This is a genomic window from Acidovorax sp., from assembly GCF_016783915.1.
Classification (GTDB): Bacteria; Pseudomonadota; Gammaproteobacteria; order Burkholderiales; family Burkholderiaceae_C; genus Acidovorax.
On the sequence record NZ_JADHVT010000104.1, the window covers coordinates 1 to 17,379 of the forward strand.

Annotated in this window: 19 protein-coding genes; 5 read left to right on the forward strand and 14 right to left on the reverse strand. The window is 65.4% G+C overall.

Annotation, left to right across the window (positions count from 1 at the left end):
* On the reverse strand, nt 1-639 hold a 639-nt coding region (gene cyoA, locus ISS20_RS17100; RefSeq protein ID WP_291438151.1), incomplete at its 3' end, for a ubiquinol oxidase subunit II.
* Between the two features lie 259 nt (nt 640-898).
* On the opposite strand from cyoA, the gene ISS20_RS17105 reads away from it, so the two are divergent.
* A complete protein-coding gene (locus ISS20_RS17105) occupies nt 899-2,239 on the forward strand; it encodes an MFS transporter (protein ID WP_274114426.1) in 1,341 nt (446 codons plus the stop codon).
* A gap of 277 nt (nt 2,240-2,516) precedes the next feature.
* Here ISS20_RS17105 and tolA read toward each other — a convergent pair whose 3' ends face one another.
* The 11 genes from tolA to ISS20_RS17160 form a co-directional block, all read right to left on the reverse strand.
* The gene (gene tolA, locus ISS20_RS17110) at nt 2,517-3,488 is read right to left on the reverse strand and encodes a cell envelope integrity protein TolA (RefSeq protein WP_291438152.1); all 972 of its coding nucleotides are present in this window, start codon (nt 3,486-3,488) and stop codon (nt 2,517-2,519) included.
* Between the two features lie 31 nt (nt 3,489-3,519).
* A complete protein-coding gene (locus ISS20_RS17115) occupies nt 3,520-3,942 on the reverse strand; it encodes an ExbD/TolR family protein (protein WP_291438153.1) in 423 nt (140 codons plus the stop codon).
* 15 nt (nt 3,943-3,957) lie between these two features.
* Nucleotides 3,958-4,671 (reverse strand): protein TolQ, encoded by a 714-nt coding sequence (gene tolQ / locus ISS20_RS17120; RefSeq protein ID WP_291438154.1) that lies wholly within the window; start codon nt 4,669-4,671, stop codon nt 3,958-3,960.
* Nucleotides 4,668-5,087: a tol-pal system-associated acyl-CoA thioesterase gene (ybgC, locus tag ISS20_RS17125; RefSeq protein ID WP_291438166.1), complete on the reverse strand. Its 420-nt coding sequence runs from the start codon at nt 5,085-5,087 to the stop codon at nt 4,668-4,670. Before ybgC ends, tolQ begins: the two co-directional genes overlap by 4 nt.
* A 20-nt stretch (nt 5,088-5,107) precedes the next feature.
* Nucleotides 5,108-6,292: a pyridoxal phosphate-dependent aminotransferase gene (locus ISS20_RS17130; protein ID WP_291438155.1), complete on the reverse strand. Its 1,185-nt coding sequence runs from the start codon at nt 6,290-6,292 to the stop codon at nt 5,108-5,110.
* Nucleotides 6,293-6,412: 120 nt separating this feature from the next.
* Nucleotides 6,413-6,964 (reverse strand): transcription antitermination factor NusB, encoded by a 552-nt coding sequence (nusB, locus tag ISS20_RS17135; RefSeq protein WP_291438156.1) that lies wholly within the window; start codon nt 6,962-6,964, stop codon nt 6,413-6,415.
* Nucleotides 6,961-7,425, reverse strand: coding sequence for a 6,7-dimethyl-8-ribityllumazine synthase (ribH, locus tag ISS20_RS17140; RefSeq protein WP_291438157.1), 465 nt, complete (start codon nt 7,423-7,425; stop codon nt 6,961-6,963). Before ribH ends, nusB begins: the two co-directional genes overlap by 4 nt.
* A gap of 5 nt (nt 7,426-7,430) precedes the next feature.
* Nucleotides 7,431-8,552 (reverse strand): bifunctional 3,4-dihydroxy-2-butanone-4-phosphate synthase/GTP cyclohydrolase II, encoded by a 1,122-nt coding sequence (gene ribBA / locus ISS20_RS17145; protein ID WP_291438158.1) that lies wholly within the window; start codon nt 8,550-8,552, stop codon nt 7,431-7,433.
* 226 nt (nt 8,553-8,778) lie between these two features.
* Entirely contained in the window at nt 8,779-9,075 is a 297-nt protein-coding gene (locus ISS20_RS17150; protein ID WP_291438159.1) for a 2Fe-2S iron-sulfur cluster binding domain-containing protein, read from the reverse strand.
* A gap of 13 nt (nt 9,076-9,088) precedes the next feature.
* The gene (locus ISS20_RS17155) at nt 9,089-9,727 is read right to left on the reverse strand and encodes a DUF938 domain-containing protein (RefSeq protein WP_291438160.1); all 639 of its coding nucleotides are present in this window, start codon (nt 9,725-9,727) and stop codon (nt 9,089-9,091) included.
* A gap of 578 nt (nt 9,728-10,305) precedes the next feature.
* Entirely contained in the window at nt 10,306-10,587 is a 282-nt protein-coding gene (locus ISS20_RS17160; protein ID WP_056064826.1) for a DUF427 domain-containing protein, read from the reverse strand.
* Between the two features lie 318 nt (nt 10,588-10,905).
* On the opposite strand from ISS20_RS17160, the gene ISS20_RS17165 reads away from it, so the two are divergent.
* Together ISS20_RS17165 and gshA are read left to right on the forward strand one after the other, a co-directional pair.
* Nucleotides 10,906-11,814, forward strand: a complete 909-nt coding sequence (locus tag ISS20_RS17165) for an SDR family oxidoreductase (RefSeq protein ID WP_291438161.1) — start codon at nt 10,906-10,908, stop codon at nt 11,812-11,814.
* A gap of 71 nt (nt 11,815-11,885) precedes the next feature.
* Nucleotides 11,886-13,412: a glutamate--cysteine ligase gene (gshA, locus tag ISS20_RS17170; protein WP_291438162.1), complete on the forward strand. Its 1,527-nt coding sequence runs from the start codon at nt 11,886-11,888 to the stop codon at nt 13,410-13,412.
* 95 nt (nt 13,413-13,507) lie between these two features.
* Here the strand turns inward: gshA and ISS20_RS17175 are convergent, their stop codons facing one another.
* Together ISS20_RS17175 and ISS20_RS17180 are read right to left on the reverse strand one after the other, a co-directional pair.
* Entirely contained in the window at nt 13,508-13,678 is a 171-nt protein-coding gene (locus ISS20_RS17175) for an oxidoreductase-like domain-containing protein (protein WP_291438167.1), read from the reverse strand.
* A 56-nt stretch (nt 13,679-13,734) separates the two neighbouring features.
* The gene (locus ISS20_RS17180) at nt 13,735-13,986 is read right to left on the reverse strand and encodes a hypothetical protein (RefSeq protein ID WP_291438163.1); all 252 of its coding nucleotides are present in this window, start codon (nt 13,984-13,986) and stop codon (nt 13,735-13,737) included.
* A gap of 96 nt (nt 13,987-14,082) precedes the next feature.
* On the opposite strand from ISS20_RS17180, the gene ylqF reads away from it, so the two are divergent.
* Both ylqF and ISS20_RS17190 read left to right on the forward strand, forming a co-directional pair.
* Entirely contained in the window at nt 14,083-15,054 is a 972-nt protein-coding gene (gene ylqF, locus ISS20_RS17185; protein WP_291438164.1) for a ribosome biogenesis GTPase YlqF, read from the forward strand.
* A 190-nt stretch (nt 15,055-15,244) separates the two neighbouring features.
* On the forward strand, nt 15,245-17,379 hold a 2,135-nt coding region (locus ISS20_RS17190; protein WP_291438165.1), incomplete at its 3' end, for an EAL domain-containing protein.

Here is a 17,379-nt window from a genome sequence, read left to right on the forward strand (position 1 = left end):
GAACACGCCGGGCCTGTTGATCACCGCGTTCAACTCGGTCTGCATGCCGGGCATGGCGTAGATCATGCCGGCAAGGTCTGGCACATAAAACGCGTTCATGGTGGACGTGGCCGTCAGCTTGAACAGGATGGGGCGGTCCACCGGCGCTGCCACTTCATTCACGGTGGCGATGCCTTGCTCGGGGTAGAAGAACAGCCATTTCCAGTCCATGGCCACCACCTGCACTTCGAGCGGCTTCACGTCGGCGGGGACGGCGCGCTGTGCGTCGATGCGGTCCAGGGGGCGGTAGGGGTCGAGCTTGTGGGTGCCGATCCAGGTGATGGCGCCCAGGGCGATGATGATCAGCAAGGGCACGGTCCAGATCACCAGTTCCAGCGTGGTGGAGTGGTGCCATTCCGGGTCGTACTCGGCCTCGGTGTTGCCCTGGCGGTATTTCCAGGCAAACAGCAGGGTGAGCGCGATTACGGGCACGATGATGATCAGCATCAGCAGCGTGGCGGTGATGACCATCTGGCCCTGCTGGGCAGCGACGTCACCGGCAGGGTTGAGCACGACAGCTTTGCTGCAGCCTGCCAAGCTGCCCAGGGCTGCCAGAGCGAGCAACCAGGTGGGCCCACGAAGTTGGGGAAGTTTGAGCATGTGTATTGCGCGATCAATGCGTTTCAGGGTAAACGCGGATAACGGGATGTGTGCGAATGTACTAGCGCTAGCTTTTTTGTCGATTGGACATTTTGTCCAAGATCAAACGCACGGATGGAAATTGCACCAAATTGGTGCAATTGGGGCTTTGAAGGACATTTCCTGCAGCCGGCATAGTGAAACCGCACTTGTGGCCTGCCAGCGTTGCGTGTAGAACGGAGTGGTCTTAGTTAGCTAACAACGTCAAGGAGCCATGTTCATGAGCAGCCCCGCCACTGCCACTTACCCTGCGGCCGGTTTTCAAGAAAGTGCCGCCTCTCTCTCGCGGGCTGATACGCATGAAGACGTCACCCCCAGCGAAATCGCTGTGGGCGTGATCATCGGGCGCTCGTCCGAGTATTTCGACTTCTTCGTTTTCGGGATCGCCTGCGTTCTTGTCTTCCCGTCCTTCCTTTTTCCCTTCCTGTCCCGTCTGGACGGCACACTGATGGCGTTCGCGCTGCTGGCCGTCGCCTTCGTGGTTCGCCCGGTGGGCACCGCCATCTCCATGGCCATCCAGCGGCGCTGGGGGCGGGGCACCAAGCTGACCATTGCGCTGTTCGTGCTGGGCGTCTGCACGGTGGGCATGGCGTTTTTGCCTGGCTACAAGGATGTGGGCACCGCAGCCATCGTGGCCCTGCTGATCCTGCGAGTGGGTCAGGGGCTCGCGCTCGGTGGCTCGTGGGACGGCCTGCCTTCGCTGCTGGCCATGTCGGCTCCCAAGGAGCGCCGTGGCTGGTACGCCATGATTGGCCAGTTGGGCGCGCCACTGGGCTTTGTGCTGGCTGCGGGCCTGTTTGCCTACTTGTACAGCAGCCTCACGGTGCAAGAGTTTCTGGCCTGGGGCTGGCGTTATCCGTTTTTTGTGGCCTTTGCCGTGAACGTGGTGGCGCTGTTTGCGCGCCTGCGCCTGGTGGTGGGGCAGTCGTACTCCGAACTGCTCAAGGACCGCGAGCTGCAGCCCGTACCTGTGAGCCGCGTCATGCGTGACGAAGGCAGCAACGTGCTGCTGGGCGCTTTTGCGGCGCTGGCCAGCTTTGCACTGTTCCACCTGGTCACGGTGTTTCCGCTGTCGTGGATCACGCTGTACTCCGACCAGCCCGTTACCCAGATCCTGGGCGTGCAGATCGTCGGCGCGTTCCTCGCGGCGGGCGCCATCATGGTGTCGGGCTGGCTGTCAGACCACCTGGGTCGCCGCAAGCTGCTGGGCGGCATGGCCGTGCTGATTGGCGTGTTCAGCTTCATGGCGCCCGTACTGCTCAACACTGGCGAAGTGGGCAGCACCATGTTCCTGTTGCTGGGCTTTGTGCTGCTGGGTCTGTCGTACGGCCAGGCTTCGGGCACAGTCACGGCCAACTTCTCGCCGCAGTACCGCTATACCGGCGCCGCCCTGTCTGCCGACCTGGCCTGGATCATTGGTGCAGCCTTCGCACCGCTGGTGGCCCTGTATCTGTCGTCGCAGTTCGGTCTGCTGGCAGTGACGGTGTACCTGCTGTCGGGGGTGGCCTGCACGCTGGGCGCGCTGAACCTGAACCGCCGCATGGAGCGGCGCGACCGCTGATGCATGCTGGCGAATTGCTATTGAATGTATAGCTTGCAGCGCATATTCCACTAGCGCTACAGCCGTATAACTCTAAAAAGGGCGCCCGGTTCTGCCGGGCGCTTTGCTTTTGGGAGTTCGCAGGGCACGGCCCAGTCCAGCGTGTCAGGGCAAACTGCCACGAGGCTTCAGGCGCAGGCGGTAAACGCCGCTGCTGCATGGGCTCCCTGAGCGCATCAGCAACGAGGCAAGGGCCCACCGCAGCAGGGCAAGCCCTTGCCGGGGCTCGGAGTCCAGCTCAGTCTTGAGGCCTGAAGCCGATGGTGAGGGAGGGTGGCACGCGACCGTCCACATCGCGCGGCAGCGTCTCGGTCTTGTCCAGTGCCCGCAGCACCGCGTCGTCCCAGGCCTTGTTGCCGCTAGACTGCGCCAGGCGCTTGCCCACGATGGTGCCGTCGGGCGACAGCCGCACCTCGACCTCGGCGCGCGGGTTGCCCGAGATCGCGTCCGGGTACACGATGTTGGGCTTGACCTTGGCGGCCACCTTGCCGCCGTAGCCGCTTGACGGACTACGGTTGTCCTTGTCTTTACCCGTGGCGCTCTCTGCCCCTGTGGCCCCGGCCATGCCCTGAATGCGGCGCAGGTTGGCCTCACGCTGTTCAGCCAGTTGCTTGGCCTCGGTTTCTGCCTTGCGCTTGGCGGTCTCGTCGGCCTTGCGTTTGTCTTCGGCCAGCTTCTTCTGCTTGTCCTGCTCAGCCTTTTTCTGCTCGGCCAGCTGCTTTTCGCGCTGTTCCTTTTCTTTGTCGCGTTCTTTTTGCAGACGCTCTTTTTTCTCCTGCTCCAGGCGGTCGCGGCGTTCTTCTTCCTTGCGCTCACGCTCGCGCTTTTCGCGCAGCTGCTGTTGCTCGCGGGCTTTCTTTTCCTGCTCCAGGCGCTTTTTCTCGCGCTCTATGGCGATGTCCGCCTCGCGTGTGTCGGGCGGCTCTGCAGCACGCACAGGGGGCGCGGGGGGCGGGGGAGGGGTGACTTGCTGTACCGGAGGCGGTGGCGGGGGCGGTGGGGGCTCCACGGCGCGCGGCGCGGCCTGTGTGGGCACGGCGGCCCACAGCTCGGCCTCCACTGCGGGCTGGTCGACCGTGTTCTTCCAGTTCACACCCCAGGTCAACGCGCCGATCAGCACCGCATGCACCAGCACCGCCAGCGTGATGGCGCGCAGGCGTGCCGGTGGGCGGGGCGGGGCAAACTGGTCGCGGTCGGAGTGGGCGTGCATGGGCGTCTGAGCGGTGCCGGGCGGGTTCGGTTCAACCGCCTTGCTTGACCGACAGGCCTACGCGTTGCACGCCTGCTTTCTGCAGGGCATCCATCGCCTTCACCACGGTTTCGTACTGCACGCCTTTGTCGGCGCTGATGACTACGGCACTCTCGGGCCCTTGGCTCTTTTGCCAGCGGCTGGCGGCGTCGCCGATCTCGCGCTGGTTCAGGCTGCGCGTGGCTTCGGGGGTTTTGAACTGCAGCGTGCCGTCCTTGTTGACGATGACCTGGGCCACCACCTTGGGCATGTTCTTGCTCTTGCCCACGCTGGGCACATCAACAACGCCGGGCGTGAGCATGGGCGCCGTCACCATGAAGATGATGAGCAGCACCAGCATGACGTCGATGAACGGGACCATGTTGATCTCGTTGATGGTGCGGCGGCCTCGGCCGCGAGATGCCATGGCGGGCATGGGGTGCCTCCCGGATCAGTGGCCGGAGGCCGTGTGGCCCGTAGGCGCAGGCTGGGCGCCCAGGTTGCGCTGCAGGATGTTGGAGAACTCTTCGATGAAGGTCTCCTGGTGTGTGGCCACGCGGTCAATGTCGCGCGCAAAGCGGTTGTAGGCGATCACGGCCGGGATGGCCGAGAACAGGCCGATGGCGGTGGCGACCAGCGCCTCGGCAATGCCAGGGGCCACGGTGGCGAGCGTGACCTGTTCCATGCCTGCAAAGCCGGTGAAGGCGTGCATGATTCCCCACACGGTGCCGAACAGACCCACGTACGGCGATACGGAGCCGACCGAGGCCAGGAACGAAAGGCTCGACTCGACCACATCCATCTCACGCTGGAAGCTCGCACGCATGGCGCGGCGCGCGCCGTCCAGCAAGGTGCCCGGGTCGGTGATGCGGCGCTCGCGCAGTTTCTGGTACTCACGCATGCCGCTGGCAAAAATGCGCTCCATGGGCCCCGCCTGCTTGGCGTTTTGCGCGGCGGCGGCGTACAGGTCGTTCAGGCTGGTGCCCGACCAGAACTCGCGCTCGAAATCTTCGTTCAGAGTCTTCACGCGCTTCAAGGCAAACAGCTTGCGGAAGATGGCGGCCCAGCTAGCCACCGACACGCCCAGCAGCAGCAGCATCACGAGTTGCACCACCCAGCTGGCGTGCAGCACCAGGGAGATGATGGACATGTTTTGGGAATTCATGGTGTGAGTTGTTCCAGGAGGGTGCTCGGAATTCTGGCGGGGCGCAGGGTGGCGGCATCAACCCATCCGATGCGGATGGAGCCTTCGGTCAGCAAGGTGGGGGGCTGGTCGGTCATCTGCTCTGGTTTCAGGAGCGCCTGCTGCACTATTGTCAACGATGCGCGGCCACTGCTCTGTAGGGCGGCGGTAACAATCAGTTCATCGTCCAGCCGTGCGGGGCGGTGGTAGCGCAGCTGCGCGTCGGTTACGACAAACATGCCGCCGGTTTGTTCCCGCAACTGCTGTTGGCCCACACCCAACGAGCGCAGCCATTCGGTGCGCGCGCGCTCAAAGAATTTGAGGTAGTTGGCGTAGAACACGATGCCACCGGCATCGGTGTCCTCCCAGTAAATCCGGATCGGAAATTCAAACGCCATCGTGGGGTCGCTCGCCTTGGTCATCCGAGCAGCTTGCGCAGCCGCTCCACGGACTCCTGCAGTTGCGCCATGGAGTTGGCGGTCGAAAAGCGGATGAAGCGCTCAGGCTCGGCCGTGCCAAAGTCTCGACCCGGCGTGACGGCAATGTGCGCGCGGCGCATCAGCTCAAACGCAAAGTCCCAGCTACCTGTCACACCCAGGCGCTGCGCGGCCTGCGTGCAATCGGCCCAGGCGTAGAACGCACCGTCGGGCATCACGGGCACATTCAGGCCCAGCGACTGCAGCGCGGGGATGAAGAAGTCGCGCCGGGCCTTGAACTCGGCGCGGCGGCGTTCGTATTCGGCAATGCTTTCGGCCTCGAAGCAGGCCAGTGCTGCGTGTTGCGACACGGTGCTGGCGCAGATGAACAGGTTCTGCGCCAGGCGCTCGACCACCGGCACCATCGCGTCGGGCACCACCATCCAGCCCAGGCGCCAGCCGGTCATGTTGAAGTACTTGCTGAAGCTGTTGATGCTGATGATGTTGTCGTCGATGGCCAGTGCGGTGTGGCCAAACTCTTCCTCGTACGACAGGCCCAGGTAGATCTCGTCGATCATCGTGATGCCGTCGTGCGCACGCACCACGTCGTGGATGCGGCGCAGCTCATCGGGCGCAATCGAAGTACCCGTGGGGTTGGAGGGCGAGGCCAGCAGCACGCCGCGCGTTTTTTCATTCCACGCCGCGCGCACCTTGTCGGCGCTCAGCTGGTAGCGCTCTGCCGCCGTGGTGGGCAGCAGCACGGCCTTGCCTTCTGCGGCGCTCACAAAGTGGCGGTTGCAGGGGTAGCTGGGGTCGGGCATCAAAATTTCGTCGCCCGACTCAATCAGTGCCAGGCACGCCAGCTGCAGCGCGGCCGATGCGCCCGCCGTCACCACGATTCGGCGTGCAGGCACGTTGACGCCAAAGCGGCTTTGGTACCAGCCGCTGATGCGCTCGCGCAAGGCATCCAGCCCCAGTGCGTTGGTGTATTGCGTGGCGCCACTGTGCACAGCGCGCGCAGCGGCTTCTTGCACCAGCGGCGGGGCGGTGAAGTCGGGCTCTCCGATGTTCAGAAAGATCATCGGCTCGCGCGTGCCAGCCACCTCGCGGGCCAGCGCCTGCGCGGCCTTGGCGACCTCCATCACATAGAACGGCTCAATGCGCTCGGCGCGCGTGGAAAACTTCATGGAATGGCATCCTGCCCCGACCGGGCCCCTTGTGGACGTGGTGGCGTGAGGGCGTAGAAAGAAAAGAAACCAAGCCGCCCAGAGGTTCAACGGGCAGGGCGGCAGAGGGGCAGGGCAGGGTCAGGCAGCGCCCGCGCCCGCGCCCGCGCCTGCGGCCTTGTCGGCCGCCACTTCCACCGCGCGCAGTTGGGGGGCCAGGCCGTTGAGCACGGCGTTCACGTACTTGTGGCCGTCCGTACCACCAAACTCCTTGGCCAGTTCGATGCACTCATTGAGCACCACGCGCCAGGGCACATCCAGGCAGTTCTGGAACTCGTACACGCCGATCCACATGCTGGCGTGTTCGATGGGCGAGATCTCGGCCATCTTGCGGTCCAGCAGCGGGGTGATCAGTGCATCCATGCTGGCGGCGTGCTCGATGCAGCCGTGCAGCAGTGCGTCGTAGTGTGCCGAGTCGGCCTTGTGAAAGCCCGCCAGGTCGCGCGTGAACGCGTCGATGGCCGCAGCGTCGTTGCCGCCCACCAGGTGCTGGTACAGCGCCTGCAGCGCGAACTCGCGCGCGCGGCTGCGGTTGGACTTGGAGGCGGCCTTGCGTGTGCCCGTGCTTTTGAGGCCGGTGCGGGTTTGCTTGGGCGGACGTGCCGACGATGGCGTAGGGGTGTTTTCGCTCATGACAGCTCGTCCAGCAGGTTGGCCATTTCCACCGCGACGCGGGCCGCGTCCACACCCTTCTCGGTCTGGCGGGCAATGGCCTGTTCCAGGTTTTCGGTGGTGATGATGGCGTTGGCAATCGGGATCTGGTAGTCCAGCGACAGGCGTGTGACGCCCGCGCCGGATTCGTTGGCCACCAGCTCGAAGTGGTAGGTTTCGCCCCGGATGATGCAGCCCAGCGCGATCAGCGCGTCGTACTCGTCGCTTTCGGCCATGGCCTGCAAGGCCACGGGCACTTCGAGTGCGCCCGGCACCAGCACATGCTTGATGTGTTTTTCTTGTACGCCCAGGGCCAGCAGCTCTGCGCGGCAGGCGGCGGCCAGGGTGTTGGTGATGCTCTCGTTGAAGCGGGCCTGCACGATGCCGATGTGCAGCTTCTTGCCGTCCAGCTTGTCCGCTGTTCCTTTGTCTGCGCCAAACATGTTCTTTATTCCTTGGGGATGAAACCGGTGATTTCGAGGCCGTAGCCGGTCATGCTGGGCATGCGGCGCGGCTGGCCCATCAGGGCCATCTTGTGCACGCCACACTCGCGCAGGATCTGCGCGCCCACGCCATAGGTGCGCAGGTCCATGCGGCCGCGCTCGGGCGCCTGGGCGGAGCGGGCGGTGCCTTCAAATTGCGCCAGCAACTGGTCCGCACTTTCGCCGCAGTTCAGCAGCACGGCCACGCCCTGGCCCTGTTTGGCCAGGTACTGCAGGCTGGTGTCCAGCCCCCAGGAGTGCATGGAGCGGTTGACCTCCAGCGCATCGAACACCGACAGCGGCTCGTGCACGCGCACGGGCACCACGTCGTCGGCGCTCCACTGGCCCTTGACCAGCGCCAGGTGCACGGCCTGGCTGGGCTTGTCGCGGAACGCGTGGGCGGTGAACTGGCCATACGCCGTCTGCAGCGTGCGTGTGCCCACCTTTTCAACCAGCGACTCGTTGCGGCTGCGGTATTCGATCAGGTCGGCGATGGTGCCGATCTTGAGGCCATGCTCGGCCGCAAACAGCTGAAGATCGGGCAGGCGGGCCATGGTGCCGTCGTCCTTCATGATCTCGCAGATCACCGATGCGGGGCTGCAGCCTGCCATGGCGGCTAGGTCGCAACCGGCTTCAGTATGGCCTGCGCGCATCAGCACGCCGCCGTCCACTGCCTGCAGCGGGAAGATGTGGCCGGGCTGCACCAGGTCGGTGGGCTCGGCGTTGCGGTCCACCGCCACCTGCACGGTGCGGGCGCGGTCGGCGGCCGAGATGCCGGTGGTCACGCCCTCGGCGGCTTCGATGGAGACGGTGAACGCAGTGCTGTACACCGTGCCATTGCGTGCGGCCATGGGCGGCAGCTTGAGGAACTCGCAGCGCTCGCGGGTGAGCGTCAGGCAGATCAGGCCCCGGCCGAAGCGGGCCATGAAGTTGATGGCCTCGGGCGTCACGTGGTCGGCGGCCAGCACGAGGTCGCCTTCGTTTTCGCGGTCTTCTTCATCCACCAGGATGACGATGCGCCCGGCGCGCATCTCGGCCACGATGTCCTCGACGGGCGAGATCGGCACGGGGGTGAGGGGGGTTTTCATGGAAGGTTGGGGCTTTCTGTGGAGCCTCTGGCGGTTGCCAGCTGGCGGCGTGCTGCAGCACAGGTTCCCGTGGCCGAAGGCAACTGCTGTGCCTCCAAGAAACCGCCCCAAAGAACATGCGATGCGGCGCTGCCGCACGTCAAAGGGGCATCGTGCCCCCAAAAACCTTGGATTTTAGTGCACCGGGGCTTGTCGCGTGCCTGAAAGGGGTTGCCCCTGACGCAGATCAGATGGCGCTGCCCCGCAGCACCACGTCCGATGTGGGGTAGGCCACGCAGGGCAGCACGCAGCCTTCTTCCTTTTCCTCGGCCGTGAGGCCCGGCCATTCGATGGCGTAGCGCACCGTGCCTTCGACCAGCTGGCCCAGGCAGGTGCGGCAGGTGCCGTTGCGGCAGGAGCTGGGCCAGTCGATGCCACCTTGCTCCATGGACAGCAGCAGGGATTGTTCGGGCCACGCATCGCACTGGGTGCCATCGGGCTCGACCTTGGCGATGAAGAAGGGGGCTGCGGTAGATGTGCTCATGGGGCGTGTATCTTCAGGGATTGCGTGCGGCGTGCGTCCAGACCAGCAGCAGATTGTTGGCGGGGAGCGCATGGCGCGCGGCCAGTTGCAGCCCTGCCTGGGCGGCAACGGCGGCCACGTCTTCGATGCGGCGGATGCCCCAGTGGGCGTCTTGCGCGCGCAGGCTGGCGTCAAAGGTCAGGTTGCCGGGGGCGGTGGGCACGCCGTCTTCCAGGTAGGGGCCGTAGGTGACCAGGTGGCCGCCCGGCGCCAGGTGGCGGGCGGCGCCCTGCATCAGCCCGGTGCAGCAGGCCCAGGGCGCGATGTGCAGCATGTTGGCGCAATAGACCAGGTCGAACGACGCAGCACCGAACGCCGGGCCCTCGCTGGGCCAGCGGTCATGCAGCACGTTGAGCCGCTGCGGCGCTTGCACGTTGCGGGCACCGGCCTGCGCCGCCCAGCCGGTGATCGATGCGAAGTGGGTGTCCTGCAGGTCGGTGGGCTGCCAGCTCCAGCCGGGCAGGGCGGCTGCAAAGTGCGCGGCGTGCTGGCCCGTGCCGCTGGCGATCTCCAGTGCGGCGCCGGTGGCGGGCAAAAGGGCCAGCAGCTGCGCCAGGATAGGGCCCTGGTTGCGCTCTGCGGCCGGGCTGTGCTGAAGGTGCGTGGTGGACACTGGGATATGGAGTGTTTTGGGCCGCTAGCGCTAGTGCATCATGCGCTGGCAGCTATGAAATAAAGAGCGGCCAGCAAAGGGCCGACGTGGACTGTACCGCAGACGCTTTACCCACCTCCGCTGCCTGTTTTTTCAGCGGTACAAGAACTGTCCTTGTAAATCAATGACTTAAGACTGTCATACAAGGCTTGTTCACAGTTATCCACAAGATTGTCCAGTGCAGGCAGGGATAACCGGGGGGTTTGGTGGCTTCGAAGGGGTGCCGGCTGCAAGTGGCGATTGAGGTTCCGCAATTGCCTGTTTTTTGAGCGGTGCAAGGATATCCCTTGTAAATCAACCACTTAAACCTGTCATACAAGGCTTATCCAAGGTTATCCACACCATTGTCCAGTGCCTGCCGGGATAACCCATGCCATGATTTTGCGGATTGATTAAAAATGAGGCAATGCAGTGCATTCCCTTGTAAATCAAGCACTTGCCACTGTCATACAGGACTTGCCAAAACTTATCCACATGATTGTCCAGCGCGGGCAGGGATAACCCGAACGGGGGCCGCCGCCGCGCGGCGGGACGCTCGTTCAGGCCGTGACCTTCACACCCTTCCAGAACGCCACACGGCCCTTGATTTCTGCGGCCTCGGGCTTGGGGTCTGCATAAAACCAGGCGGCGTCGGTGTTCATTTCGCCGTTGACCAGCAGCGACAGGTAGCTGGCCTGGCCTTTCCAGGCGCAGGTGGTCTTGTGGTTGCTGAACGTGAAGTAGTCGCGGTGGAGCGCGCTCTCGGGAAAGTAGTGGTTGCCTTCCACCACCACGGTGTCGTCGCTCTCGGCAACCACCACGCCGTTCCAGATTGCTTTCATGGGAGATCCTAGGGTAAAAATGGGCAATAGCGCCGGTGCTACATGCGCTAACAGCTATCAAAAAATGAGTGCAGGAGGGCTGCGCCGGCCCTACCTCAGGGCCTGTGCAGGCACCCATTATTCCCAATGTGCCGTGTGGGCGTGTGCGGTGCTCGGCCAGCGTGGGGGCCGGTGGCGGAGGATCCAGTCGCCTGTGCAACCCGCACGGGCTGCGCTGTGGCTTACAGTGCAGCGCGCGGCGCCAGCACATTCGGGCAGGTGCCATAGGTTTTTGTATTCCACTGATTGATTGACCAAGACAACAGGAGAACCTTCACCATGGGTATTGATTTCCAAGGCCGCGTGGCCATCGTGACGGGCGCAGGCGGCGGCCTGGGCCGCCAGCATGCACTGGCGCTGGCTCAGCGCGGCGCCAAGGTGCTGGTCAACGACCTGGGCGGCGCGGTGGACGGCAGCGGCGGTACCGTGAGTGCTGCGCAGGCCGTGGTCGATGAGATCCGCGCAGCCGGCGGCGAGGCGCTGGCCAATGGCGCATCGGTTACCGACTTTGCTGCGGTCGAAGCCATGGTGCAGCAGGCCATCGACGCCTGGGGCCGGGTGGACATTCTGGTCAACAACGCTGGCATCCTGCGGGACAAGTCGTTCGCCAAGATGAGCATGGACGACTTCCGCCTGGTGGTGGATGTGCACCTGATGGGTGCCGCCAACTGCTGCAAGGCCGTGTGGCCGCACATGGTGGCCCATCAATATGGCCGCATCGTCATGACCACCTCGTCCACCGGCCTGTATGGCAACTTTGGCCAGGCCAATTACGGCGCGGCCAAGCTGGCCCAGGTGGGGCTGATGCAGACCCTGGCCATCGAGGGCGCCAAGTACAACATCCACGTGAACGCCCTGGCCCCCACGGCCGCCACGCGCATGACCGAGGGCCTGATGCCCCAGGAGGTGCTGGACGCCTTGAAGCCCGAGGCCGTGGTACCCGCCATGCTGGTGCTAGCGCACGAAAGCGCGCCCACGCGCACCATCCTGTGTGCGGGTGCGGGTACGTTTGAAGCAGCCCACATCACCCTCACGCAGGGTATTCATCTGGGCATCGGCGCCGATGTGCCCGAGCAACTGGCGGCCCGCCTGGCCGAGGTGACGGAGCGCGCTGGCGAGCAGGTACCACAAAGTGGCGCAGCCCAAGGAACCAATGAGGTTGGACGCGCTTTGGCCGCAAGGGCTTGATACCCCAGTGGGCGGGCCAGCGCTCAACGTGCTAAGTTCCGGGCCGACAGAAGTTGGATCGGTATAAACATATGAGCAAACTGCACGAGAGACTGGCCGCCTACCCGGCGGACGCCCTGGGGGGAATTCGCCGTGGCATCGAAAAGGAAGGGCTGCGCGTGCTGCCCACGGGCGGCCTGGCCCTGACGCCCCACCCGCTGGCGCTGGGCTCGGCCCTCACCCACCCCCTGATCACCACGGACTACAGCGAGTCGCAGCTGGAGCTGATCACCGGCGCCCACAAGGGCGTGCAGCAGTGCCTAGATGAGCTGACCGAGGTGCACCAGTTCGTGCACCACACTCTGAAGGACAGCGGTGGCGAGCTGCTCTGGGCCTCCAGCATGCCCTGCGGCCTGCCCACCGACGAAACGATTCCGATTGGCCGCTACGGCAGCTCCAACGTGGGCCGCGCCAAGAGCGTTTACCGCATGGGCCTGGGCCACCGCTATGGACGGCGCATGCAGACCATCTCGGGCATTCACTACAACTGGTCGCTGCCGGGCGTGGACAGCGAGCAATATTTCGCGCTGATCCGCAACTTCCGCCGCCACGCGTTTGTGCTGCTGTACCTGTTCGGCGCGTCGCCTGCCTTGTGCCCCTGTTTTGTGGAGGGGCGTGAGCACCGACTGCAGCGCATGGAGGGCGGCAGCGCGCTGTACCTGCCCCACGCCACGTCGCTGCGCATGGGCCGCCTGGGCTACCAGAGCGACGCGCAGGCCACGCTGGCCGTGAGCTACAACGGCCTCACGGGCTACGCCAATTCGCTGCATGAGGCGCTGACCAAGCCGTACCCGGCCTACGAAACCGTGGGCGTGCGCAACCCGGGTGGCGACTACAACCAGCTGGGCACCAGCCTGCTGCAGATCGAAAACGAGTTCTACGGCACCATCCGCCCCAAGCGCACCGTGCGCACGGGCGAGCGCCCGCTGCACGCGCTGCGCGAGCGCGGGGTCGAATACGTCGAAGTGCGCCTGATGGACCTGGACCCGTTCGTGCCCGTGGGCATCACCGCGCCCACCATGCGGCTTCTGGACGTGTTCCTGCTGCACTGCCTGCTGTCCGACAGCCCGCCCGACACACCTGCAGAAATTGCCGAACTCAAGCAGAACCAGCACCTCACCGCAGAGCGGGGCCGCGAGCCCGGCCTGCTTCTCACGCGCAACGGCCAAAGCGTGCCGCTGACCGAATGGGGCTCCGAAGTGCTGGCTGCCTGCGAGCCTTTGGCCGCCGCGCTGGATGCCACCCATGGCACCAACGACTACAGCGCCGCACTGCGCGATGCCCGCGCGCTGATGGCTGCGCCCGAGCGCACGCCATCGGCCCGCGTGCTGGACAGCATGACGAGTGAGCACCAGCACAACTTTGAGGCCTTTGCGCGCCAGCAGTCCATGGCTGCGCGCGACGCACTGCTGGCCCTGCCCTGGACGGTCGAGCAGCAGGCGCGCTACCTGGCGATGGCTGACGAGTCAATTGCCGCGCAAAAGGCGATCGAGGCCGCCGACACGCTGCCGTTTGAGGAATGGCGCGAGCAGTACATGGCGGTGGAGCAGCTGGGCTGAGGGTGCGAACCGTGCCGAGTAGCATGGGTGCGCTATTGATTTGGTAGCTTCCAGGGCACATCGCACCAGCGCTGCCGCCCAATAAGGCTTCAAACTCAGTCTTGCAGCTGCAGCAAGGCCTCTTGCCGCCAGTATTCGGCGGCGTCCAGAAACCCCTCCCACACGCAGCCATTGCAGCCCCGGCCGCAGCAGGTGGTGGGCTCGGGTGGGGGGTTGCGCAGCGTGATGCCCGCAGTGGCCGCGCGCTGCCGCAGCGCCGTGAACATGGCTTGCGCCGTGGCGCCGTCCAAAGCCGGGCCTGGGGCAATCCCCTCCGGCAACGTCACGGCTTGCGGTGCCCGGCCTTGGCGCGGCGCATGCCGTACTGCACGCCGAACGCAATGCCCAGCACCAGCGCAAACCAGCCCACCAGCGCCGCCTGGGTCATGAGGTCGCGTACGCTGCTGGAGCGCGCCACATAGGGCGCCAGCAAGATGACCAGGCCGATGAGGGCCAAGGTCACGCCCTTGAACAGCACCTCCTTGTCGGCCTTGGTGGCAGTGGCTTTGCGCGGGGTGTCGATAGGGGCTGGCATGGTGGTCGAAAGCGCAGTGGCGCGGGGCAAGGGATGACCGCGATTATCCTTGCCACCCTCAGATCGTTTTGAATCAAGAAGAAAGTACCCCCCCGCATGGCCATCCAGTGGTTCCCCGGTCACATGCATCTGACCCGCAAAGCCATCACCGAACGCATCAAGGACATTGACGTGGTGATCGAGGTGCTGGACGCCCGCCTGCCCGGCTCCAGCGCCAACCCGCTGCTGGCCGAGATCACCGGCCACAAGCCCACGCTCAAGGTGCTCAACAAGCAGGACGTGGCCGACCCCGAGCGCACGGCGCTGTGGGTGGACTGGTACAACGCCCAGAGCGACACGCGCGCCTTGCCGCTCGATGCGTCCGACCCGGCCCCCACGCGCAAGCTGATTGACGCGTGCCACCTGCTGTCGCCCAACCGCGGCGGCATGGCCAAGCCCATGCGGGTGCTGATCTGCGGCGTACCCAACGTGGGCAAGTCCACGCTCATCAACACGCTCAGCAACAAGCGCCAGGCCAAGACGGGCGACGAGGCGGGTATCACCAAGCTGGAGCAGCGCATCACGCTGGCCGACGACTTTTATCTGTGGGACACGCCCGGCATGCTGTGGCCGCGCATTGTGGTGCCAGAAAGTGGCTACAACCTGGCGGCCAGCGGTGCCGTGGGGCGCAATGCGTATGACGAAGAACTGGTGGCGCTGGAGCTGCTGCGCCGCCTTCAGAAACACTACGCCCCCTTGCTGGAGACGCGCTACAAGCTGGGTCTGCCTGCAGGCGCCGTCGCCGAGATGCACGACGAAGAACTGCTCGAAGCCATCGGCCGCAAACGCGGAGCCATGCTGGGCGGTGGCCGGGTCAACCTGCAAAAGACGGCCGAGATTGTGATGACGGACTTTCGCACCGCCATCCTGGGCCGCATCACGCTGGAGACACCCACCGAGTTTGAGGGCTGGCGCGCTGCGGGTCTGGCCGAAGATGCCAAGCGCCAAGCCAAAAAGGATGCGCGCGCCAAAGCCAAGGGCAAGGGCTCCGGCGTGCGCGAGCCTGCGCCGGACAGCGACGCGGACTGATTGACCAGGCCTGCGCCTGCGGGCCTGTAGGCTGCGGCGGCCATTCTGGGACGAAGCTGGCGACGGTTCTTGGTGACACCGATGCAGATGCTGATGGATGGGCGCCGCAGCCACGCCAGCGGCGTTTTGTTCATAGGCGTTTTCTATGCCTGCGGTTACGATGGTTTCCTCCCCCGCAATTCCCGTCGCCATGGCCGAAGCCCCCGTTGTTCCGCTGCCAGACCACGAAGACGCTACAACGCGCCACCTAGTGCGCGTAGCGGGCTGGTCCGTGATGTTGCTGGGTTTTGTCATCGGCTTGCTGCTGCTGTGGGACCAGCCTGTGCAGCCGGTGCGCGTGGCGCTCAACTTTGTCGCCGGCTGCATTGGCGGCACGGCGCTCCTGCTGGCGCGCTGGCGTCGGTGGACGCTGGCCATCCATCTGCTGGTGTGGGGCGTGTGGGTATCGGTGTCGCTGGTGGCGGCTCGCAATGGCGGCGTGAACGGCCCCAACCTGCTGAACTATCCCGTGATCATCGTGCTGGCCGGATGGCTGCTGGGCGCGCGTGCCACGCTGACGCTTGTGGGGCTCACGGCCCTGCTGTTCCTGGGCTTCATCTGGGCGGACGTTCAGGGCCTGCTCAAGCCCGTGCAGGTGGCCAACCGCGTGGCGGGTGCGGTGTACCTCGCGGGCATCCTGGTGCTGACCGCTGCAGCCACGCTGCTGTCGCGCCGCAACTACATGAGCCGGGTGCGCGAGGCCCAGCAGACCGCGGCCAACCTGGCGGCCAACCTGGCGGCCAGCGAGGCGTCGCTGCGCAAGCTGTTGCGGGCCGTGGAGCAAAGTCCCGAGGCCATCGTTATCACCGATCTGCGCGAGGACATCGAGTACGTGAACGAGGCCTTTGTGCGCCGCACGGGCTACGCGCGCGACGAGGTGGTGGGCCGCGCCTCGGCAGACTATTCCAGCAACGGCCTGGCGCCCGCGCAGCGCGAGGGCCTGCGCAGCACGCTGGCGCGCGGTGACAGCTGGGCGGGTGAGCAGGTCAACTACCGCAAGGACGGGCAGGCATTGATCGAGTCTGTGGTGGTGGCACCCATCCGCCAGACCGATGGTCGCGTGAGCCACTTTGTGGAACTCAAGCAGGACATCACCGAGCGCAAGCGCGCTGCCGACGAGATCCATCGCCTCGCGCATTTCGACAGCCTCACCAGCCTGCCCAACCGCTCCACGCTGATGGAGCGCCTGCATGCGCTGCGCGGGCGTGCAGGCCGTCCGCCGTCCACCCAGCACGCCCTGCTGCTGCTGGACCTGGACCGGTTCACCACCTTCAATGACGCGCGCGGCAGCGAAATGGGCGACCGCCTGCTGTGTGCCGTGGCGCTGCGCCTGTCCGAGATCCTGCCCCCCCAGGACCTGCTGGTGCGGGTGGCGGGTGACGAGTTTGCTGTGGTGCTTCACGGCCTGGGGGTTGACGCCTCGCTGGCGGGCCGCCACGCACTGGCCTTTGCCGAAAAGCTGCAGGCAGCCTTGCTACTCCCCCTGCGCCTGGAGGGCGATGCGCAGGACGCCCAACTGGGCGCCAGCGTGGGCATCACCCTGTACCCCCAAACGTCGGACGACGGTGCACACGATGCGCTGCGGCGCGCGGGCACCGCCCTGCACCGCGCCAAGCAGGCCGGGGGCGGACGGGCTGCGTTTTTTGAGCAGGGCATGGGCGAGGCCGCCGAGCAGCGCTTTCGGGTGGAGCGCGAACTGCGCCATGCCATTGGCGCAGGCGAGCTGCGGCTGCACCTGCAGTCGCAGGTGGATGTGTCGGGCCAGGTCACAGGCGCCGAGGTGCTGGTGCGCTGGCAGCATCCGCGCGACGGCCTGGTGGCGCCGGGCGTGTTCATCCCGGTGGCCGAGGAGTCCGACCTCATCGTCAGCCTGGGCGATTGGGTGCTGGCCCATGCCTGTGCGCTGCTGGCGCAGCTGGTGTTCCGCGAGCGGCGGTTGCGGCTCTCGGTCAACCTCAGCGCGCGGCAGTTCCGGCAGGCGGGTTTTGTGGGGCAACTGCGGGCAGTGCTGGCTGCCACGGGGGCCGACCCGCGGCTGCTCACGCTGGAGGTGACCGAGGGTCTGGTGATCGATGACTTTGATGATGCGGTGGCCAAGATGCACGCCCTGGCTGCGCTGGGCGTGGACATGTCGCTGGACGACTTTGGCACCGGCTACTCATCGCTGGCCTACCTCAAGCGCCTGCCGATCCAGGAGATCAAGATCGACCGGTCGTTTGTGCACGAGGCACCCACCAACGCCGACGATGGTGTGCTGGTCGAGGGCATCTTGTCGGGGGCCCGGCA

Coding starts and splice junctions, on each gene's coding strand:
- gshA (WP_291438162.1), top strand. CDS start 11,886: ATGAGCAAACTGCACGAGAGACTGGCCGCCTACCCGGCGGACGCCCTG.
- ISS20_RS17160 (WP_056064826.1), bottom strand. CDS start 10,587: ATGAAAGCAATCTGGAACGGCGTGGTGGTTGCCGAGAGCGACGACACC.
- tolQ (WP_291438154.1), bottom strand. CDS start 4,671: ATGAATTCCCAAAACATGTCCATCATCTCCCTGGTGCTGCACGCCAGC.
- ribH (WP_291438157.1), bottom strand. CDS start 7,425: ATGTTTGGCGCAGACAAAGGAACAGCGGACAAGCTGGACGGCAAGAAG.
- nusB (WP_291438156.1), bottom strand. CDS start 6,964: ATGAGCGAAAACACCCCTACGCCATCGTCGGCACGTCCGCCCAAGCAA.
- ISS20_RS17165 (WP_291438161.1), top strand. CDS start 10,906: ATGGGTATTGATTTCCAAGGCCGCGTGGCCATCGTGACGGGCGCAGGC.
- ribBA (WP_291438158.1), bottom strand. CDS start 8,552: ATGAAAACCCCCCTCACCCCCGTGCCGATCTCGCCCGTCGAGGACATC.
- ybgC (WP_291438166.1), bottom strand. CDS start 5,087: ATGGCGTTTGAATTTCCGATCCGGATTTACTGGGAGGACACCGATGCC.
- ISS20_RS17105 (WP_274114426.1), top strand. CDS start 899: ATGAGCAGCCCCGCCACTGCCACTTACCCTGCGGCCGGTTTTCAAGAA.
- ISS20_RS17130 (WP_291438155.1), bottom strand. CDS start 6,292: ATGAAGTTTTCCACGCGCGCCGAGCGCATTGAGCCGTTCTATGTGATG.
- ISS20_RS17175 (WP_291438167.1), bottom strand. CDS start 13,678: ATGTTCACGGCGCTGCGGCAGCGCGCGGCCACTGCGGGCATCACGCTG.
- ISS20_RS17150 (WP_291438159.1), bottom strand. CDS start 9,075: ATGAGCACATCTACCGCAGCCCCCTTCTTCATCGCCAAGGTCGAGCCC.
- ylqF (WP_291438164.1), top strand. CDS start 14,083: ATGGCCATCCAGTGGTTCCCCGGTCACATGCATCTGACCCGCAAAGCC.
- ISS20_RS17115 (WP_291438153.1), bottom strand. CDS start 3,942: ATGCCCGCCATGGCATCTCGCGGCCGAGGCCGCCGCACCATCAACGAG.
- ISS20_RS17180 (WP_291438163.1), bottom strand. CDS start 13,986: ATGCCAGCCCCTATCGACACCCCGCGCAAAGCCACTGCCACCAAGGCC.
- tolA (WP_291438152.1), bottom strand. CDS start 3,488: ATGCACGCCCACTCCGACCGCGACCAGTTTGCCCCGCCCCGCCCACCG.